General features: G+C 72.5%; 18 protein-coding genes. 8 read left to right on the top strand and 10 right to left on the bottom strand.

Going from position 1 to position 17,776, the window contains the following annotated elements; genetic code table 11:
- The first annotated feature begins 81 nt into the window (after positions 1-81).
- Both L3078_RS13320 and L3078_RS13315 read left to right on the top strand, forming a co-directional pair.
- Complete coding sequence (locus L3078_RS13320) at positions 82-1,623, top strand: multidrug effflux MFS transporter (RefSeq protein ID WP_239753760.1); 1,542 nt, start codon at positions 82-84, stop codon at positions 1,621-1,623.
- Complete coding sequence (locus L3078_RS13315; protein WP_239760300.1) at positions 1,575-2,753, top strand: serine hydrolase domain-containing protein; 1,179 nt, start codon at positions 1,575-1,577, stop codon at positions 2,751-2,753. The genes L3078_RS13320 and L3078_RS13315 overlap by 49 nt, the downstream gene beginning before the upstream one ends.
- A gap of 354 nt (positions 2,754-3,107) precedes the next feature.
- Here L3078_RS13315 and L3078_RS13310 read toward each other — a convergent pair whose 3' ends face one another.
- Positions 3,108-4,049: an aminoglycoside phosphotransferase family protein gene (locus tag L3078_RS13310; RefSeq protein WP_239753759.1), complete on the bottom strand. Its 942-nt coding sequence runs from the start codon at positions 4,047-4,049 to the stop codon at positions 3,108-3,110.
- An 83-nt stretch (positions 4,050-4,132) separates the two neighbouring features.
- On the opposite strand from L3078_RS13310, the gene L3078_RS13305 reads away from it, so the two are divergent.
- Positions 4,133-5,170: a small ribosomal subunit Rsm22 family protein gene (locus tag L3078_RS13305; RefSeq protein ID WP_239753758.1), complete on the top strand. Its 1,038-nt coding sequence runs from the start codon at positions 4,133-4,135 to the stop codon at positions 5,168-5,170.
- An 84-nt stretch (positions 5,171-5,254) separates the two neighbouring features.
- Here L3078_RS13305 and L3078_RS13300 read toward each other — a convergent pair whose 3' ends face one another.
- On the bottom strand, positions 5,255-5,917 hold the full coding sequence (locus tag L3078_RS13300; protein WP_239753757.1) for a nucleoside/nucleotide kinase family protein: 663 nt from the start codon (positions 5,915-5,917) through the stop codon (positions 5,255-5,257).
- A gap of 88 nt (positions 5,918-6,005) precedes the next feature.
- Between L3078_RS13300 and L3078_RS13295 the strand changes: the two genes are divergently transcribed.
- Together L3078_RS13295 and L3078_RS13290 are read left to right on the top strand one after the other, a co-directional pair.
- Positions 6,006-6,509: a GNAT family N-acetyltransferase gene (locus L3078_RS13295; protein ID WP_239753756.1), complete on the top strand. Its 504-nt coding sequence runs from the start codon at positions 6,006-6,008 to the stop codon at positions 6,507-6,509.
- A complete protein-coding gene (locus tag L3078_RS13290; protein WP_239753753.1) occupies positions 6,506-7,234 on the top strand; it encodes a VOC family protein in 729 nt (242 codons plus the stop codon). The genes L3078_RS13295 and L3078_RS13290 overlap by 4 nt, the downstream gene beginning before the upstream one ends.
- A 21-nt stretch (positions 7,235-7,255) precedes the next feature.
- On the opposite strand, the gene L3078_RS13285 is transcribed toward L3078_RS13290, so the two are convergent.
- Positions 7,256-7,426 (bottom strand): DUF6243 family protein, encoded by a 171-nt coding sequence (locus L3078_RS13285; RefSeq protein ID WP_420864056.1) that lies wholly within the window; start codon positions 7,424-7,426, stop codon positions 7,256-7,258.
- Between the two features lie 124 nt (positions 7,427-7,550).
- Here L3078_RS13285 and L3078_RS13280 point away from each other — a divergent pair, with 124 nt between their 5' ends.
- Both L3078_RS13280 and L3078_RS13275 read left to right on the top strand, forming a co-directional pair.
- Positions 7,551-8,186, top strand: a complete 636-nt coding sequence (locus L3078_RS13280; protein ID WP_239753747.1) for a TetR/AcrR family transcriptional regulator — start codon at positions 7,551-7,553, stop codon at positions 8,184-8,186.
- A 320-nt stretch (positions 8,187-8,506) separates the two neighbouring features.
- Complete coding sequence (locus tag L3078_RS13275; RefSeq protein ID WP_239753743.1) at positions 8,507-9,259, top strand: bifunctional DNA primase/polymerase; 753 nt, start codon at positions 8,507-8,509, stop codon at positions 9,257-9,259.
- A 45-nt stretch (positions 9,260-9,304) separates the two neighbouring features.
- Here the strand turns inward: L3078_RS13275 and L3078_RS13270 are convergent, their stop codons facing one another.
- The 6 genes from L3078_RS13270 to L3078_RS13245 form a co-directional block, all read right to left on the bottom strand.
- Positions 9,305-10,399, bottom strand: a complete 1,095-nt coding sequence (locus L3078_RS13270) for an SCO2278 family lipoprotein (protein WP_239753741.1) — start codon at positions 10,397-10,399, stop codon at positions 9,305-9,307.
- Positions 10,356-11,231 carry an iron uptake transporter permease EfeU gene (efeU, locus tag L3078_RS13265; protein ID WP_239753739.1) on the bottom strand — a complete coding sequence of 292 codons (876 nt, stop codon included), beginning with the start codon at positions 11,229-11,231 and terminating at the stop codon, positions 10,356-10,358. The genes L3078_RS13270 and efeU overlap by 44 nt, the downstream gene beginning before the upstream one ends.
- A gap of 4 nt (positions 11,232-11,235) precedes the next feature.
- Positions 11,236-12,552 carry an iron uptake transporter deferrochelatase/peroxidase subunit gene (efeB, locus tag L3078_RS13260; RefSeq protein WP_239753737.1) on the bottom strand — a complete coding sequence of 439 codons (1,317 nt, stop codon included), beginning with the start codon at positions 12,550-12,552 and terminating at the stop codon, positions 11,236-11,238.
- A gap of 24 nt (positions 12,553-12,576) precedes the next feature.
- A complete protein-coding gene (gene efeO, locus L3078_RS13255) occupies positions 12,577-13,740 on the bottom strand; it encodes an iron uptake system protein EfeO (protein WP_239753733.1) in 1,164 nt (387 codons plus the stop codon).
- 197 nt (positions 13,741-13,937) lie between these two features.
- Entirely contained in the window at positions 13,938-14,822 is an 885-nt protein-coding gene (locus tag L3078_RS13250) for a heme ABC transporter ATP-binding protein (protein ID WP_239760299.1), read from the bottom strand.
- 80 nt (positions 14,823-14,902) lie between these two features.
- The gene (locus tag L3078_RS13245) at positions 14,903-16,066 is read right to left on the bottom strand and encodes a FecCD family ABC transporter permease (protein ID WP_420864055.1); all 1,164 of its coding nucleotides are present in this window, start codon (positions 16,064-16,066) and stop codon (positions 14,903-14,905) included.
- Positions 16,067-16,165: 99 nt separating this feature from the next.
- Here L3078_RS13245 and L3078_RS13240 point away from each other — a divergent pair, with 99 nt between their 5' ends.
- Complete coding sequence (locus L3078_RS13240) at positions 16,166-16,810, top strand: PhzF family phenazine biosynthesis protein (protein WP_239753732.1); 645 nt, start codon at positions 16,166-16,168, stop codon at positions 16,808-16,810.
- A 155-nt stretch (positions 16,811-16,965) separates the two neighbouring features.
- Here L3078_RS13240 and L3078_RS13235 read toward each other — a convergent pair whose 3' ends face one another.
- A complete protein-coding gene (locus L3078_RS13235; protein ID WP_239753728.1) occupies positions 16,966-17,634 on the bottom strand; it encodes a biliverdin-producing heme oxygenase in 669 nt (222 codons plus the stop codon).
- Between the last annotated feature and the right edge of the window lie 142 nt (positions 17,635-17,776).

Below are 17,776 nucleotides of genomic sequence, written 5' to 3'. Positions count from 1 at the left end.
CCCCGGGGCGGGACTGTGACCCCACCCACGTCGTACGAGCTGAGAGCATAGGTGGCGGATCCAACGAAGAGGGAGGGGCACATGCCCGAGGGGCACATACCGGGCTCGGCACCGGCCGAGTCGAACACGGGGGCGCCGATGGCGGAGCACGCGGGGCCGGGCCGGGCCGGGACGCCGGGACGGGGCGCTTCTCCCGCACAGGCCGTTTCCTCCGCACAGGCCGTCTCCTCCGCGCAGGCCGTCTCCTCCGGACAGGCCGTTCCCTCCGTCCAGGCCGGTCCTCCGGCAGTGGCGGGGCCCCCCGGGAAGCCGCGGTCGAAGCCGGGCTCCACCACCCTCCGCCGTACCGGTCTCCTCGTCACCCTCATCCTCGGGGGGCTCACCGCCACCCCGCCCCTCGCGATGGACATGTACCTCCCGGCCCTGCCGGAGGTCACCACCGCCCTCCACACCCCCGCCACCACGGTCCAGCTCACCCTCACCGCCTGCCTCGCCGGCATGGCGCTCGGCCAGCTGCTCATCGGCCCGATGAGCGACCGCTGGGGCCGCCGCCGTCCCCTCCTCCTCGGCCTCGCCGTCTACATCGTCGCCACCGCGCTCTGCGCCCTCGCCCCCACCATCGAGACCCTCATCGCCTTCCGTCTGGTGCAGGGGCTCGCCGGTTCGGCCGGGATCGTGATCGCGCGGGCGGTCGTCCGCGACCTGTACGACGGTGACGCGATGGCCCGGTTCTTCTCCACGCTGATGCTGATCTCCGGGGTCGCCCCGGTCGTCGCACCGCTGATCGGCGGTCAGATCCTCCGCGTCACGGACTGGCGCGGGGTCTTCGTCGTCCTCACGGCCATCGGCATCGCCCTGCTCGCGGTCGTCTGGGCGAAGCTCCCCGAGACGCTGGCCCCCGCCGAACGCCACAGCGGCGGCATCGGCGAGACGCTGCACGCCATGCGCGGCCTGCTCACCGACCGCGTCTTCATGGGCTACACGCTCGCCGGCGGCTTCGCCTTCGCCGCCCTCTTCGCGTACATCAGCGCCTCCCCGTTCGTGATCCAGGAGATCTACGGCGCGTCCCCGCAGACGTTCAGCCTGCTCTTCGGCGTCAACTCCGTCGGCCTCGTCATCGTCGGCCAGATCAACGGCAAGATCCTGGTCGGCCGGGTCAGCCTGGACAAGGTGTTCGCGGTGGGCCTCGGCATCGTCGCCGTCTCCGCGACCGCGCTGCTGCTGATGTCCCTGGGCGTCTTCGGCGAGGTCGGCCTCGTCCCGGTGTCGGCCGCTCTCTTCGTGCTGATGTCCGCGATGGGCGTCACCCTGCCGAACACCCAGGCACTCGCCCTGATGCGGGTCCGCCACGCGGCGGGTTCCGCGTCGGCCCTGCTGGGTACCTCGTCCTTCCTGATCGGCGCGATAGCGTCCCCCCTGGTCGGCGTCGCGGGCGAGGACACGGCCGTCCCCATGGCCGTCGTCCAACTGACCGCGACACTGGTGGCCGCGGCCTGCTTCGTGGCACTGTGCCGTCCTTGGAACAGGCGTACGGCAGTGGGTACTTCGACTTCGACGGGCACTTCGACGGGCACATCGACGGGTACTTCGACAGGCACGACAGTGGAGGGAGCGGAGAGCTGAGCGCGCCGAGACTGCGCACGGACACCCCGGAACGGGCCGGACTCGACCCCGAGGAACTGCGCCATCTCGCGCGAGAGGTGCGCGCGCTGACGGAAGGCGACAGCCCCCGGGCGCCCGCCGCCGTGGTCCTCGCCGGCCGCGGGCCCGTCGTCGCCGTCGAGGAGGCCGCGGGCTGGGCCGTCCGCTACGAGGCCTACGACGAGCGCGCCGACTCGGGGGTGGAACTGCCGGGCGCCGCCCGGGTCCCGGCGCGGCCGGACACCCCGTTCGACCTGGCCTCCCTCACCAAGCTGTTCACCGCCGTGGCCGCCGTCCAGCAACTGGAGCGCGGCACCCTCGGCATCGACGCGAAGGTGGCGGCGTACCTGCCCGACTTCACGGGCGCCGCCGCGCACGGGCTGACCGTCCGCCACCTCCTCACCCACACCTCCGGGCTGCGCCCCGAACTCCCGCTGTACGACTGCCCGTCGGCGGAGGCCCGGCTGGCGATGCTCCGCTCGGAGGCCCCGACGGCGGCCCCCGGCACGGCCCACGTCTACTCCGACCTGAACCTCCTGCTCCTCCAGCACGTCCTGGAGCGCCTCACCGGCCGGACCCTCGACGTCCTGATCCGCGACGGCATCACCCATCCCCTGGGCATGGTGTCGACGACCTTCGGACCCTGCCCGGCCGCCGCGGCGACGGAGGACCAGCGCCGGCCCTGGGCGAAGGCGGACCGTGGCATGATCCGCGGCCTGGTCCACGACGAGAACGCCTGGGCGCTCGGCGGTGTCGCCGGCCACGCGGGTCTCTTCTCCACCGCCCGTGACCTGGCCGTCTTCTGCCGCACCCTGCTGGCCGGCGGTTCCTACGGCCCCGCCCGCATACTCGGCCCCGACTTCGTCGAGCTGATGCTGACCCCGCCGGGCCTCGGCTTCGCCCTCGACCAGCCCTGGTTCATGGGCGAACTCGCGGGCCGGGGCGCGGCCGGCCACACCGGCTTCACGGGCACGTCCCTGGTCCTGGACCGCGCGACGGACACCTTCCTCATCCTCCTCACCAACGCGGTCCACCCCCGCCGCCGCGACCCGATCAACAGGGCCCGAGCGGCAGCGGGGACCCGGCTGGCGCGGGCGGTACGGGGGATGTGACCGGCCGAGCCCTGAAGCCGGGCCGTCGCGTCGCGCGGAGGTGGCGGCAGCCGGCTGGGCGGGAGGGCCGGGATGAGTGGCGGTCTGCGCGCGGGCCGGGTGGCAGGTAGGTGGGTTGCGAGGTGTCGCATGGCGCCGGGTGCGCGGGCGGTGGCTGATGGTGTCGCGGTTCATAGCGCGTGCGGGCCGGGTGCCGGGCAGGCAGGCGGGTCGCGAGGTGTCGCATGGCGTCGGGGTGCGCGGGCGAGGGCTGGGCGTGTCGTGGTTCGGTGCGCGCGGGCCGGGGCGGCGGTAGGTGGTTCGCGACCGTCGGGGGCGTCGGCGTGCGCGGCCGGTGGGTGATCGTGTCGTGGTTCAGTGCGGGTGGGCCGGGGCGGTCAGGCGCTCCGCCAGGTGGTCCACGAACGCGATGAGCCACTCCAGGCGGGGGCCGCCGCGAGCCACCCGGAAGCCGTGGCGGCGGGCGTGGAACGCGGCCCGGACGGCTTCCACCTGCGCCCAGCGCCGCAGCCGCTCCCCGTCGACCTCGGCGGTCTCGGCGAAGACGTCCAGCACCCGGCGGACGGCCGCGCCGAGGTCGTCCGCCGTGATGAGGCTCAGCGCCCGCGACTTCAGCAGCGTGCCACCGTCGTAGGCCGGGTCCCCCGCCAGCCCCTTGGGATCGACGGCCAGCCACGGCTCACGTTCGGCCCGCAGGATGTTCCTGGCGTGGAGATCGCCGTGCACGACGGTCTCCGGCTGGTCGGGGCCCAGTTCACGCAGCGTGGCCAGCGCGGCGTCGACCGTGCGGCGGGGCAGCGCGTGCGACAGCTCCCCGGCGTCCGCCCGCAGTTCCTCCGCCCAGGCGTCGGTCCGCTCCCGCAGCCGGGGCAGCCCGGCCGGCGCGGGCACGGCCAGCCGCCGGCTGAGCCGCCCGGCGACCGTCACGATCTCGTCCTCGTCGCCCAGCTCCGCCAGCGTCGACGGCCGGACCCGTTCCAGCAGCATCGCGAACCGCTCGTCGTCCCGCCGGTACAGCCGTACGGCCCCGCACCCGCCCCACGTCTCGAAGGCGTCCGGCTCATGGACGTTCCCGGGGTGCGGGAACGACACCTTCAGGACGGCGGCCGGCTCCCCCCGCCGCGCCACCGGGACGATCACCCCGACACCGCCGTGCACGACGTCCCCGTCCGGCACACACCCCCACCGCTCCAGCAACTCGCCCACGATCCGGGGCAGTTCGGCGAGCCACACCGCCCCCGGCTCGCCCTCCCGCTCGACCGTGCTCCGTACGAACGCGTCGGGTACCTCGATCATCCCGGCACCCTACGCTCCGCCCCGGCCCGGGGACCGGCGCCGAGGCGGGCGGACCGGCCCACGCCCCCTCGTAGAATCACCCCGTGAACGCCCCCGCCTCCTTCCCCTCCTCCCCGTCATCCCCGTCCTCCTCGGCCGACACCCTCCGCACCGCCCTCGCCGGTCTGCTCGACGGGCTGCCGCCGAAGTCGGCCACGCGGGCGGTCGAGCGGCTGATCGCGAACTACCGGGGGCGGACGCCGACGGACGCGCCCGTGCTGCGGGACCGGTCGGACGTCGTCGCGTACGCGGCGTACCGGATGCCGGCGACGTTCGAGGCGGTGTGCGCGGCGCTGGAGGCGTTCGCGGCGGCGGTGCCCGGGTGGGTGCCCGGCGGTCACGTGGACGTGGGCGGGGGCACCGGCGCGGCGACCTGGGCGGTCAACGCCACCTGGGAGGGCACGCGGCCGGTGACGGTGCTCGACTGGGCGGAACCGGCGCTCGCGCTCGGACGGGAGATCGCCGCGGCGAACCCGGAACTGAAGGCCGCCGAGTGGCAGCGCTCCCGTATCGGATCGGCGCTCACGATCGAGGGCACCGACCTCGTGACCGTCTCGTACGTCCTGGGCGAGCTGACCCCGGCCGACCGCACGGCCGTCGTGGAGGCGGCCGCGACCGCCGCCCAGGCCGTCGTGATCATCGAGCCCGGCACCCCCGACGGCTACGCCCGTGTCATCGAGGCCCGGGACCGTCTGATCGCCGCCGGCTTCCACATCGCCGCCCCCTGCCCGCACAGCGCCGCCTGCCCCATCGTCCCCGGAGAGGACTGGTGCCACTTCTCGGCCCGGGTCAGCCGCTCCTCCCTGCACCGCCAGGTCAAGGGCGGTTCCCTGTCGTACGAGGACGAGAAGTTCAGCTATGTCGCCGCCACCCGCTTCCCCCCGACGCCGGCTCCTTCCCGCATCGTCCGCAGGCCCCAGATCCGCAAGGGCCAGGTCCTCCTCGACCTCTGCGCCCCCGAGCCGGCCCTCGCCCGCACCACCGTCACCAAACGCCACGGCCTCCTCTACCGCGCGGCCCGCGACACGGACTGGGGCGACGCCTGGCCGCCGCGGCCCGAGGACGACGAGCAGGCGCCCTGAGACGGGCCGACGAGACGCCGCGACGGCCACCGGAAGGCCATAGCACGGACGCTACGGCCGTCTCTACAGCCGTCTCAGCCGTCGCTACGGCCGTAATGCGGGCCCCAGCCCCCGCCGCGCGACCCACAGCACCTCGTCCGGCGGTAGCTCATCGGCTCGTGAGACCGTCACCAGCCCCCAGCGTGCCCGTCCGACCACGTCGAGGGTCACCGCGCGTTCGCGCCGCAGGTACCGCGCCGCCGAGGCGACATCGGACACCGGTGGGCGCACCTCGTACCGGGCGAGCTTCCCGACATAGCGGTCCAGCCACCCAGCGCCCTCTCTCCTCGCGGCGCGGGCCAACGCGGTCTCGGCGTTCCCGTCGAGGTAGACCATGACGGGGCGGACCGGGGCGAGCACCGCGGTCAGGTCGGTCATGAACGCATCGATCGTTTCCTCGTCGTGGCCCATGGCGAGCAGCGTCGGCACATACGGCACCAACGCGTCCGCGATCACGACGTCACAGCCACGCGCCCGTACCGACTCGACGAACCGTCCCGTCGCCGAGAGCAACGTCCCCGGCTCGACCCTGCCCGTGGCCCGGAACTCCTCGGCGACCGCGGCGAACTGCGGGCGTGTCAGGATCTCATCCTCGCGGAAGTGGTCCACCCGCAGCCCCGTGCCGGCCAGCCATCGGTACAGCTCGGTGCACAGCGTCGACTTGCCCATGCCGGGAGAAGTCCCGCACACCGTGATCAGAACGGTCATGGTCACCTGCCCGATATCGGTCCGCGCGTTCTCGCGCACCCGAAAACCAGTTGCGCCGCGCACGCGGTCTCCGGCTATCTCATCGAACATGTCCACCACCCCGCACCTGGCCGAGATAACCCCCGCCAACCTCGACGCCGCGCTCGGCGTACGTGTCCGTCCCGATCAGGAACACCTGGTGGAGACGGTCGCGCAGTCGCTGGCCGAGGCGTATGTCCACCCCGGGGTCGCCTGGCCCCGGCTCATCATGGACGGGGAGCGGGCGGTCGGCTTTTTGATGGCCTTCCTCGACATCGACTGGAAGGGCGACGGCTCGGGCACCGACATCCGTTCCGGGCTCTGGCGGCTCAACATCGCCGCCGACGAGCAGGGGAGGGGGTACGGCCGCTTCGCCGTGGAGTCCGTGGCCGCCGAGATCCGCCGCCGAGGCGGCGACTCCCTCTTCGTCACCTGGCACCCCGGCCCCGACGGCCCGGAGAACTTCTACCTGGGTCTCGGCTTCCGCGCGACGGGCGAGACCAGCGGTGACCAGCCGGTCGGCGTGTTGGAACCACTCGGACCGGAGCCGGCCGGACCGGGGTCGGCCGGATGACCGTGCGTCTCGGTTCTCCGGGTGAGTTCTGCTGGATGGACCTCAAGACCCGCGACCTGCCCGGCACCACCGCCTTCTTCGCCGCCACCCTGGGCTGGCACCTCGCGGTGGACGAGGAGGACCCGCGCCGGGCCACGACGATCACCACGGGGGACGGCCATCGCGTCGGCGGAGCGAGCGACCTGGCGAACCCCGTCTACCCGCCGGGCACCCCGGCCCACATCGCCTTCTACCTGGCGGTCGACGACGTCGACGCCCGCACCGCCACCGCCGTGGCGAACGGTGCGCGGCTCGTCCTCCCGCCGTTCGACGCCGGAGACCAGGGGCGCGTCGCCACCCTGGTCGACCCGGTGGGGGCCGCCGTCTCCCTGTGGCAGCCGTACCGGTTCACCGGATGGGGGTTTCCGCCGGGCGCCCCCACCACCCCGCACCGCATGGTCCTGGCCTGCCAACGCCCGGACACCGCGAGGGAGTTCTATCGGGAGGTGACCGGAACGGCCCTCGTCCACGCCGACTTCGCCCCGGGTGACGTCGACCCGGGCGACGCACCCCAGTGGGAAGTCATCGTCGCCCTCGACGACTTGGAGGCGGTCGCCGCCCGCGCGCGCCCCCTCGGTCAGGTCGCGTGGTCGGCGGACCGTGGGCGTCCCGCGCTGCGGCTGACCAGCCCGGAAGGGCTCACCCTCCGGGTGGTCCAGCTCCGCCACGGTCTCGGGGGCCGCTGAGACAGCGGCCCCCTCGCCCGTTCACGACGCCCCGTCGGCCGTACGGCCCTCCTGTCGTTTCTCCTGCAGCTTGCGCAGCAGCTCCCGCTTCTGGGCCTGGGGGTCGAGGCCGCCGCCGACGCGGCCGCTTCCGTGGCCGCCGCGCAGGGCCTCGCGGCCGAGGTTCCGGCGGGCGCCCCCCACTCCCAGCATGTTTCCTGCTCCACCTCGGGTCATGACGGTCTCCCTCTTCCCACGGGGCGAGACGGTTCGTCTCGCCTATGTCCACCACCATGAGGCGAGACGCACCGTCTTGTCAACCTGGTAAATTCGGGGCATGGCCAAAAAGACCGCCCCTGATTCAGCCCGGCGCAGCGAGAAGTCGCGCCGCGCCATCTACGACGCCGCCCTCGCCCTCATCGGCGAGGTCGGGTACCAGAAGACGACCATCGAGGGCATCGCCGCCCGCGCGGGCGTGGGCAAGCAGACGATCTACCGCTGGTGGTCCTCGAAGGCGGAGGTGCTGCTGGAGGCGTTCGTCGACCTGAGCAACCAGGCGGCGGACGCCGCGGCCCGGCCCGAGGTGATCGGGGAGCGGGCCGAGTACGAGATCCCGGACACCGGGGACCTCGAAGCCGACCTCAAGGCCGTCCTGCGCGCGACCGTCGACGAACTCCTCGACCCCAAGTTCGAGGTCCCCTCCCGCGCCCTGGCCGCCGAGGGAGTGATCAACCGGGAGCTGGGCGTCGAGTTCGTCGGCAAACTGCTCGAACCCCAGCTCCAGTTGTATGTGAAGCGGCTGCGCGCGGCCCAGGAACAGGGCGCCGTACGCCCCGACATCGACCCGCGCATCGCCCTGGAACTCTTCGTCTCCCCGCTCGCCCAGCGCTGGCTGCAGTACACGGGCCCCATCTCGTACGAGTACACGGACGCCCTCGTCGAGTACGCCCTGCACGGCCTCGCGCCCCGCTGACCCTCCCGCCCGGCCGGTCAGGCGCCCCCGCTGACCCTCGCACCCGGCCGGTCAGGCCCCCCCCGCCGCCCCTCCCGCCCCGCCGGTCAGGCCCCGCTGACCGGGCCGCCCCGCCCGATGTGACCAAGACGACCCGGCGCCGATCGCGCGGGGCCGGACCGTGGGCGGTAAATCCCCTCAAAACAGGGGATAGCCCGCCATCCCTGTCCGCGCTCCGGCATCGCCCCACCTACCCCGGATGTGGGCTCCGGCCACCCCCGGCGCAGGATGGTGGGACCATGGGGACATGCTGTCCGCACCACAGCGAGGCGAGGCGATAGATGAGCGCGACGTTCGGCGGCCGGACCGGTCGGCAGGGCAGGTTCTCCGAGTGGCTGCGGGCCCGTCGTACCGGCCGCCCGCTCGACCAGGCCGCCGACGACACCGGCCGTGAGGAACTGCTGCTCGCCGCGGCCGCCGCCGGACTCCCGCTCGCGCCCGCCGCGTACCCCTCGGGCTACCGGTGTTCGTGCGACCGCGTCGGCTGTCCCACCCCCGCCCGGCACCCGGTGTCGTTCGCCTGGCAGACGCAGTCCACCACCGATCGTGGCCAGCTCACGCGCTGGGCCCGGCACCAGCCGCAGGCCAACTTCATCACCGCGACCGGCATGGTCCACGACGTGCTGGACGTCCCGCTCGCCGCCGGACGCGAGGCCCTGGAGCGGCTGCTCGCCGCCGGGATCGAGGTCGGCCCCGTCGCGGAGTTCGAGTCCGAGTCCGACAACGGGCGGCTGCTCTTCTTCACCCTCACCCGGGGCACCCCCGAGGACGAGGACGAGTGGTGGCCCTGCGAACTGGACTGCCACCCCGAGACCATGGACGAGCACCCCGGCCTGCGCTGGCACTGCCGGGGGTCCTACGTCCTCGTTCCGCCGGCCCGGCTCCCCGGTGACCTCGGTGTCCACTGGGTACGCGGCCCCGAGCACCCGCTGCCGGACCCGCTGAGCCTGCTGGAGATCCTCACCGAGGCCTGCTCACGCCACGTGGGCGAGCAGCCGGACCACGCGAACACGGCCTGGCCGTCCCGAGGCTGACACCACCCGAGTGACCGCCCGGCGGTCAGGGCCGCTACAGGGCCCCTACTCGCCCTTCGCCCCCGTCAGCCCGCCCACCTGGCTCACGACCCGCACCTGCTGGTCCGACTGCGTCTTCGCCGGGTCGAGGACCGCCTGGTTGTTCACGAACTCCAGGGTCAGCGACTGCTTCGGCTCGCCCGTCATCAGGGCGCGCACGGCCGCGTCGTTGACGGGGATGCTCACCCCCTGCGCGGCGGTCTGCTTCTGGTAGTGGCGGGTGGTGAAGAAGACCAGCGCCCCGCCGTCCGTGGTGCGCAGACCGACCGGCGCGTAGTCGCCGTTGGTGAGGGCCTCGTCGATGTACTGCCGCGCCAGACCCGGCTTCTCCGCGTTCCGCTGGCGCCGCGCGCGCTCCTCGGAGGTGTACGGGCCGTCCGCGAAGAGCGCGCTGTCCTCCTTCAGGTACGTCACGTACCGGTCGGGCAACTGCGCGGGTTCCACGGAGAGTTCGGCGTCGTCGGGCTGCACCGCCTGGGCGTGGCCGTCCGCGTCCTTCTTGAACTCGGGCATGTCGGCGGCGGGCACGATCGTGAGGAAGGAGACCTCCCACAGATCGGTCAGCCCGTCCCGGGTGAACACGAACAGCCAACGGGCCGTCTTGTCGCCCTTGTTGGCGGTGGCGTCGGCGACGAACCAGCGCGGCCAGCCCGCCTTCTCCGGGATCGTGTACGTGATGTCGGCCAGCTCGAGCGGCACATGGTTCGGGTTGCCGCCCGGGTTGATCTTCGCGCCCGAGCGGAGCTTGCCGCCGTCGATGTCCGCGAGCGCGCCGGTGACCCGGGCGGCGTCCTGGGACTGGTCGTTCGCCTTGTCCGCCTTGTTGTACGCGGTGGTGAAGTCCTGCAGCGCGCGCTCCGCCTCCCCCCGGGTCGCGGTCGGGAGGACCTCCAGATCGCCCCGGACCACCACGCAGCCGCTCGCCGTCAACGACAGCGCGGTCACCGCCGTGGTCACCAACGCGCCCCGCCCGTACGCGAGAAGCCCGCCCCGACGACGAACTCCGCCCCGGCGCAGCAGCCCGAGGAACCTCCCGCCCGTACGAACCGGACGAACCTCACGAAGCCCCAGTGGACTCCGAACCCCGCGCACCCTGCTCATCAGGAATCTTCACCTTCCCCTTCCCGGAGGCGAACCCTACCGGGGCCAGGAACAGCGCGAGCGTCGGGATCAGATAGAGGAGCCAGACCGTGACTTGCAGGACCGTCGGGTCGGGCTGGAAGTTGAACACACCCTTCAGGAGCGTGCCGTACCAGCTGTCCGGCGGGATCGTCCCGGAGATGTCGAACGCCTTGTCCGTCAGACCGGGCACGAAGTCGGCCTCCTGGAGGTCGTGGAAGCCGTACGCGAGGACACCGGCCGCGACCACGACCAGCATGCCGCCGGTCCAGGTGAAGAACTTCGCGAGGTTGATGCGCAGCGCTCCCCGGTAGAACAGCCAGCCGAGCACCACCGCCGTCGCCAGACCCAGCAGGACGCCGATCAGCGGGCCCTCGGTGCCGTCGCTCGACGCCCGGACCGACGTCCACACGAACAGCGAGGTCTCCAGGCCCTCCCGGCCCACCGCCAGGAACGCGGTCGCCACCAGCGCGCCCGTGCCCATCCGCAGGGCCGCGTCCAGTTTGCCGTGCAGGTCGGCCTTGAGATGCCGGGCGGTGCGCCGCATCCAGAAGACCATCCAGGTCACCAGGCCCACCGCGATGATCGACAGGGAGCCGCCGAGCGCCTCCTGCGCCTGGAACGTCAGCTCCTGGGAGCCGAATTCGAGGACGCAGCCGAAGGCGAGGGCCAGCCCGACGGCGACCCCGATCCCGGTCCAGATGGGCTCCAGCGCGTCCCGGCGGTCCGTCTTCACCAGATAGGCGATGAGGATGCAGACGACGAGACTGGCCTCCAGGCCCTCCCGCAGACCGATCAGATAGTTCGCGAACACGGCCTCAGCCCTTTGTCGATGAGCCGGTGAACAGCGCCCGCCCCCACCAGTCGTCCGCGTCCCGGACGCCCGGCGGCACCGCGAAGATCGCCGAACCCACGTGCTGGATGTACTCGTTGAGCGCGTCCGTGGCCAGATTGCGCTGCACCGGGATGAACCCCCGGCGCACATCACGCTGGTACGCGAGGAAGAACAGACCCGCGTCCAGCCGGCCGAGACCGTCCGTGCCGTCGGTGAAGGAGTAACCGCGCCGCAGGAGCGTCGCCCCGCCGTTGGAGTCGGGGTGCGCGAGCCGTACGTGCGCGTCCGGCAGCATCGCCTTCAGGAACGGCTCGTCCCGCTCCTTCGCCTTGCCCACGGGCGCGCCCTCGCCCTTGTCGCGGCCGAAGATGTCCTCCTGCTCCCGCAGCGAGGTCCGGTCCCACGGCTCGATGTGCATGCGGATGCGCCGGGCGACGAGGTACGAGCCGCCGGTCATCCAGGCCGAGTTCGCGTCGACGTCCTTCTCGTCCACCCACACGAACTTCTTCAGCCGGTCCGTCTCGTTGCCGGCGATGTTGCGGGTGCCGTCCTTGAACCCCATGAGGTTGCGCGGGGTCTGCGCCTCGGGGGTGGTCGAGGAGGTCTTGCCGAACCCGAGCTGCGACCAGCGCACCGACACCTTGCCGAAGCCGATGCGGGCGAGGTTGCGGACGGCGTGCACCGCGACCTGCGGATCGTCCGCGCAGGCCTGGACGCACAGATCCCCGCCGCTGCGGGCCTTGTCGAGGTTGTCGCCGGCGAACTGCGGCAGGTCCACCAGGGCCTCGGGCCGCCGCCCCGCCAGACGGAACTTCTCGAACAGCGACGGCCCGAACCCGATCGTCAGCGTCAGCCGGGACGGCTTCAGCCCCAGCGCCTCCCCGGTGTCGTCCGGCGGGGCCTCCGGCAGACCGCCGTACGCGCCGTCGCCGACCGCCTTCCCGGCCGTCATCCGGCGCGCGGCGGCCGTCCAGTCCTTCAGCATCGCCACGAACGCGTCGCGGTCGTCCGTCTCCACGTCGAACGCGGCGAAGTGCAGCCGGTCCTGCACGGGCGTGGCGATCCCGGCCTGGTGGGCGCCGTGGAAGGCGACGGCCCCACCGGCGGTGGGGGCCGCCTCGTCGCCGGTGCGCGCCACGGCGACCGCGCCGCCGGCCACGGCGGCACCGAGCGCGAGCCCGGCACCGCCCCAGCCGATCAGCGCACGCCGGGTGGGCGCCTGTGCGTTGCCGGCCGCTTCAGCCGCTTCAGCCGCTTCAGCCGGTCCGGTCGGTTCGGTCGGTCCCGTCGGTTCTGTCATCAGTCGACTCCCGTACCCGCCCGGTTACTTGACGACCGCCGCGGCGAGCTGCGACAGCGGCTCGGCGAGCGCGTTGACGGCGTCCGACAGCTCCTTGCGCTCCGCCTCGCCGACCTTGTCGTAGGAGACGAAGTCGTACCCGGTCTTGTCCGCGCGGTACTTGTCGAGGAGCGTGTTCAGCGCCGCGAACTGCTGGTCGAGTTCCTTCGTCAGCTCCGGGTCGTTCTCGGCGGCGACGGACTTCAGCAGCTCGTACGACTCCTCGGCGCCCTCGACGTTGGCCTTGAAGTCGACGAGGTCGGTGTGCGAGTAGCGCTCCTCCTCGCCGGTGACCTTGCCGGTGGCGACCTCGTCGAGGAGCTCCTTGGCGCCGTTGGCCATGGAGGTCGGGGTGATCTCCGCCGTGCCGACCCGCTTCTGCCAGTCCTCCAGGTCGGTCACCAGCTGGTCGGCCAGCTCGGAGTCGCGGTCGGTGAGCTTGCCGTCCTGCCACAGCGAGCGCTCCAGACGGTGCCAGCCCGTCCAGTCCTTCTCCGGGTCCTGGCCCTCCTCCAGACCGTCCTCGCGCACATCGACCTTGGGGTCGATGTCACCGAAGGACTCGGCGACCGGCTCGGTGCGCTCCCAGCCGATGCGGGAGGGCGCGTACGCCTTCTTCGCGGCCTCGACGTCCCCGTCCTTGACGGCGTCGGCGAACACCTTCACCAGCGGAATGGTCTCGTCGGCCTGCGCCTGCGCGTACTTGCGGTACGAGGCGACCGCCTTGTCGAGCCGGGGGTCGCGCTCGGCGATCTTCCCGCTGCCGGTGGCCGTGACGGTCTGGCGTATGCCGTCGCCCTTCATGCCGGGCTTGCAGGCGATCTGGTACTCGCCCTCCTTCACCTCGGCGGTGACCTTCTGCTTGGTGCCGGGGCCGATGTTCTCGCGCTCGGTCACCACCCGGTCGTCCGGGAACAGGACGTAGACCTCGGTGACCTTGGAGCCCTTGTTCTCGATGGCCAGCTCGACGTGGCCCGCCGGGAACTCCTTCTTCGACACCTCGCACGTCGTGTCGGTCGCGGTCACCGCGATGACCCCGTCCGCGCCCGCGCTGCTCTTCTCGGTGCAGCCGGTGACGGCGGTCAGGGCTGCCACGGTCGTGGCGGCCGTGACGACGGAGAGTCTGAAGGGGCGACTGAGGGGGCGCATTTCGGCTCCAAGGGAGTACACAGGGGACACACAGAGAAGGTGAGGCGGCCCCGTAGTTATCTGAGGCTAACCTCACCAAATCGCTGTCTTCCCAGTGAAGCCCTCTCCTCGGAACCGTACGAGCACGGCCCGATCACGGTGGCTCAAAACAGCCGCCATAGTCCGGTCAAGAGGGGGTCAAGAGCCCCAATCCGCAGTCAAGAACCCCGTTTCGGCGTGATCGGGACATCGCCCGTCCGCTTCGGTGCGATCAGGACATCACCCGTCCGCGGATGCGGGAACACCTCCACCGGCTGCCGGTAGACCTCCGACAGCAACCCCTCCTCGAAGACCCCGGCCGGGGGCCCCTCTGCCGCGATCCGCCCGTCGCGCAGCACGGCCACCCGGTCCGCGTACGCCGCCGCCAGCCCGAGATCGTGCAGGACGACGACCACCGCGTCCCCGGCCCGCGCCCGCGCCCGGCACACCCGCAGCACCAGCTCCTGATGCCTCAGGTCCAGCGCGGCCGTCGGCTCGTCCAGCATCAGCAGCGGCGCCCGCTGCGCGAGCACCCGCGCCAGCGCCACCCGGGCGCGCTCGCCGCCGCTCAGTGCGGAGAAGGGCCGTGCCGCGAACCCGGTGACCTCGGTCAGGGCCATCGCCTCCGCCACGGCCACGTCGTCGGAGTCCACCGCGCCGTCCCCGTCCGGCTGCCGCGCCCAGGGCGCCCGCCCCATCCGTACCACCTCCTCCACGGTGAAGGGGAACGACACGGCGGCCGACTGCGGCAACACGGCCCGCCGCAGCGCCAGTTCGGGCGCCGACCAGCCACCCACCGGCCGCCCGTGCACCCGTACGACCCCACCGGACACCGGCAGGTCCGCCGCCAGCGCGCCCAGCAGCGTCGACTTGCCCGCGCCGTTGGGCCCGACCAGCGCGAGCACCTCACCGGCGCGGGCCGCGACGGACACACCGTGCAGGACCTCGCGCGCACCGAGGCGGACGGTGACGTCGTCGGCCTCGGCGAGGACGTCACCGGGGCCGGCCGGGCCCGGGGGAGTGGGCGCCCCCGAGCGCAGTCGCCCCAGGAGCCGCCCACGCAGGGACCCCGTGCCCGATGAAGCGGACCTCGTGCCCGTCGTGGACCTCGTGCCCGTCGTGGACCTCGTGCCCGATGTGGACCTCACGCCCAGCCTCCCTGCTTGCGACGGGTCCTGCGGAGGAGCCAGAAGAAGAACGGGCTGCCGATCAGGGCGGTGAGGACACCCAGCGGCAGCTCGGCCGGCTGCACGATCGTGCGGGCCGCGAGGTCCGCCGCCAGCAGGACGACCGCCCCTGCGAGCGCGCTGCCCGGGATCAGGAACCGGTGCCCCGGCCCGGCCGCCATCCGCAGCAGATGCGGGACGACGAGCCCCACGAACCCGATGACGCCCGACACGCTCACGGCGGCGGCGGTCAGCAGCGCGACGACCAGGATCAGCACGACCCGCAGCCGCTCCACGTCCACCCCGAGATGCCGCGCCGGCCGCTCACCCAGCGCGAGCAGGTCCAGCTTGCGCGCGTAGAACGGCGCCACGGCCAGCCCGATCACCGCACACGGCAGCACCGCCAGCACCTTCGGCCACGTCGACTGCGCGAGCGAGCCCAGCTGCCAGAACGCGATCTGGTTGACGGCCGCCGTGTCCTCCGCGAGGAAGATGAACAGCCCGATCGTGGCGCCCGCGAACGCGTTCACCGCGATGCCGGTGAGAATCAGCGTGACGACCTCGGTCCGGCCGCCCGACCGCGACATCGCGTACACCACGAACACGGTGATCAGCCCGGCGACGAACGCGAAGACGGACACCGTCCAGTTCCCGAGGAACGTGATCCCGAACGCGATCGTCGCGACGGCGCCCACCGCCGCGCCCAGCGAGACCCCGATGACACTCGGCTCCGCCAGCGGGTTCCCGAAGACGCCCTGCATCAGCGCCCCCGCACACCCGAGCGACGCGCCGATCAGCAACGCCAGCACGATCCTCGGGAACCGTACGTTCCACAGCACCGACTCGGGAACGCGTGCCAGCTCCGCCCCGCCCAGCCCGATCCGATGCGCGACCGAGGAGACCACGTCACCGGTGGGAATGGGATAGGCCCCGAGCCCCCCGGCGACCGGCACCAGCACGCACAGCGCGACGAGGAGACCGACGGTCAGCAGCAGCGGGGCACGCCGCCGCCCGGCACCGGAGGGCCGCGGGCCAGCCTTCCCCGGGCGCCCCGTCACACCCCCGCCCGCCTCGCCGGTCCCGTGCGCCCCGTCGGGCCCGTCGGCCCTCTCCGGCTCGACCGGCTTGTCCAGTACGGTCACTTGGTCCTCTCAAGGGTGGGGGGCGGCGCTGCCCGGTCGATCCCCGGCACTGCGGTGACCTGGTACGACCCGGGGCCTGGTTGATGTTTCAATGCGGGGGTGACCGACTTCGATGTGCTGCGGGTGTTCTGCGGACCCCGCGGCGGATACGGCAACGAACTGGGCGTCGTCCGCGAGGGCTCCGTCATGCCCGACCGCGCCGAGCGCCAGGAGTTCGCCGCCAAACTCGGCTTCAGCGAGACCGTGTTCGTGGACGACCCCGAGCGCGGTGTCATCGACATCTACACCCCCTCGGCCCGCCTGCCCTTCGCCGGACACCCCTGCGTCGGCGCGGCCTGGCTGCTCGACGTACCCGAACTGGTCACCCCGGCCGGACTGGTCGGGGCCCGGCTGGACGGTGAGTTCAGCTGGATCGAGGCCCTGCCGGAGTGGGCCCCGCCCCGCACGCTGCGCCAGTACGCCTCCGCCGCCGAGGTCGACGACCTGCGCGTCCCTCCGCCAGGCGACTGGCTCTACGCCTGGGCCTGGGAGGACGAGGCCGCCGGCCGTGTCCGCGCCCGTGCCTTCCCCGGCCGCGACGACGGCCTCGACGAGGACGAGGCCACCGGCGCGGCCGCCCTGCAACTGACCGCCCAACTGGGCCGAGCCCTGAACATCACCCAGGGCACCGGCTCCCAACTCCTGACAGCCCCGCAGCCGCACGGCTGGGTGGAGGTCGGGGGACGGGTGTTCCTGGAGCGCTAGGGGGCTCTCAAGGCGGGGGGCACCCCATGCTTTCAAGGGGCGCGGGGCTGTACCGATATGCGGCTCCGCCGCGTGGGCGCGCCCAGCCCCCACCCACCCGCACCGAACCCACAACCCCAGCGCCCCCGAACCCCCCGGCCCAGCGAGCGCAGCGCCTACGCACTCAGGGGAAACTCGTCCCCCAGAGCAAGAAAGACCGCGGTGTTGAGCGAGAACGCCCGCTTGCACTCACTCACGATCCGCTGCTTCTCCAGATCATCGGCCCGCACCTGGTCCAACAGCTCCCGGTACCCCCGCTTGAACGCGGCCGGGTTGGTGATCTGCTCGAACACATAGAACCGGACCCCGTCGCCCTTCTTGGCGAAGCCCCACGTCTTCTCGGCGCGGTCCCGGATGATCTGCCCGCCGGACAGGTCCCCGAGGTACCGCGTGTAGTGGTGGGCCACATACCCGCCGGGCCAGGTGCGCGCGCACTCGGCGACCCGCGCCGCGTACTCCTCGGTCGCCAGCAGCGCCGTGAGCGTCGCCCGCCAGTCGGGGCCGCGCAGATGCTCGAGGTCCCGCTCCAGCGCGCCCAGCCGCATCAGCTCGGGCTGGACGAACGGCCCCGCGACCGGGTCGTCGGCCAGGGCCGGAGCGGCGCTCTCCAGCGCCTCGTACACGAACCACAGCTGCTCGGTGTACCGCGTGTACGCCTCGACGCCGAGTTTGCCGCCCAGCATGTCGCCCATGAACGTCGTGGTCTCCGCCTCCGTGTGCTGCTCGTGCGACGCGGTGCGGATGAGCGTGGAGAACGCCGTGTCCGAGGTGACCGACGCGTTCATGGAGGCCTCCGGTGCCGATGAGGGATGGACGAGAACCTGCCGTCATTTTCTATACTTAGGCTTACCTAAGTCAACAGGTTCCCGACTCCCTGTCGGTAAAAACGGTACCCCGAATCCGCACCGACCCCACATCGAATCCACG

The organism is Streptomyces deccanensis (assembly GCF_022385335.1).
Lineage (GTDB): Bacteria > Actinomycetota > Actinomycetes > Streptomycetales > Streptomycetaceae > Streptomyces > Streptomyces deccanensis.
The sequence above is the reverse complement of the archived record's forward strand: the minus strand, read 5'-3'. Positions and strand labels throughout refer to the sequence as shown.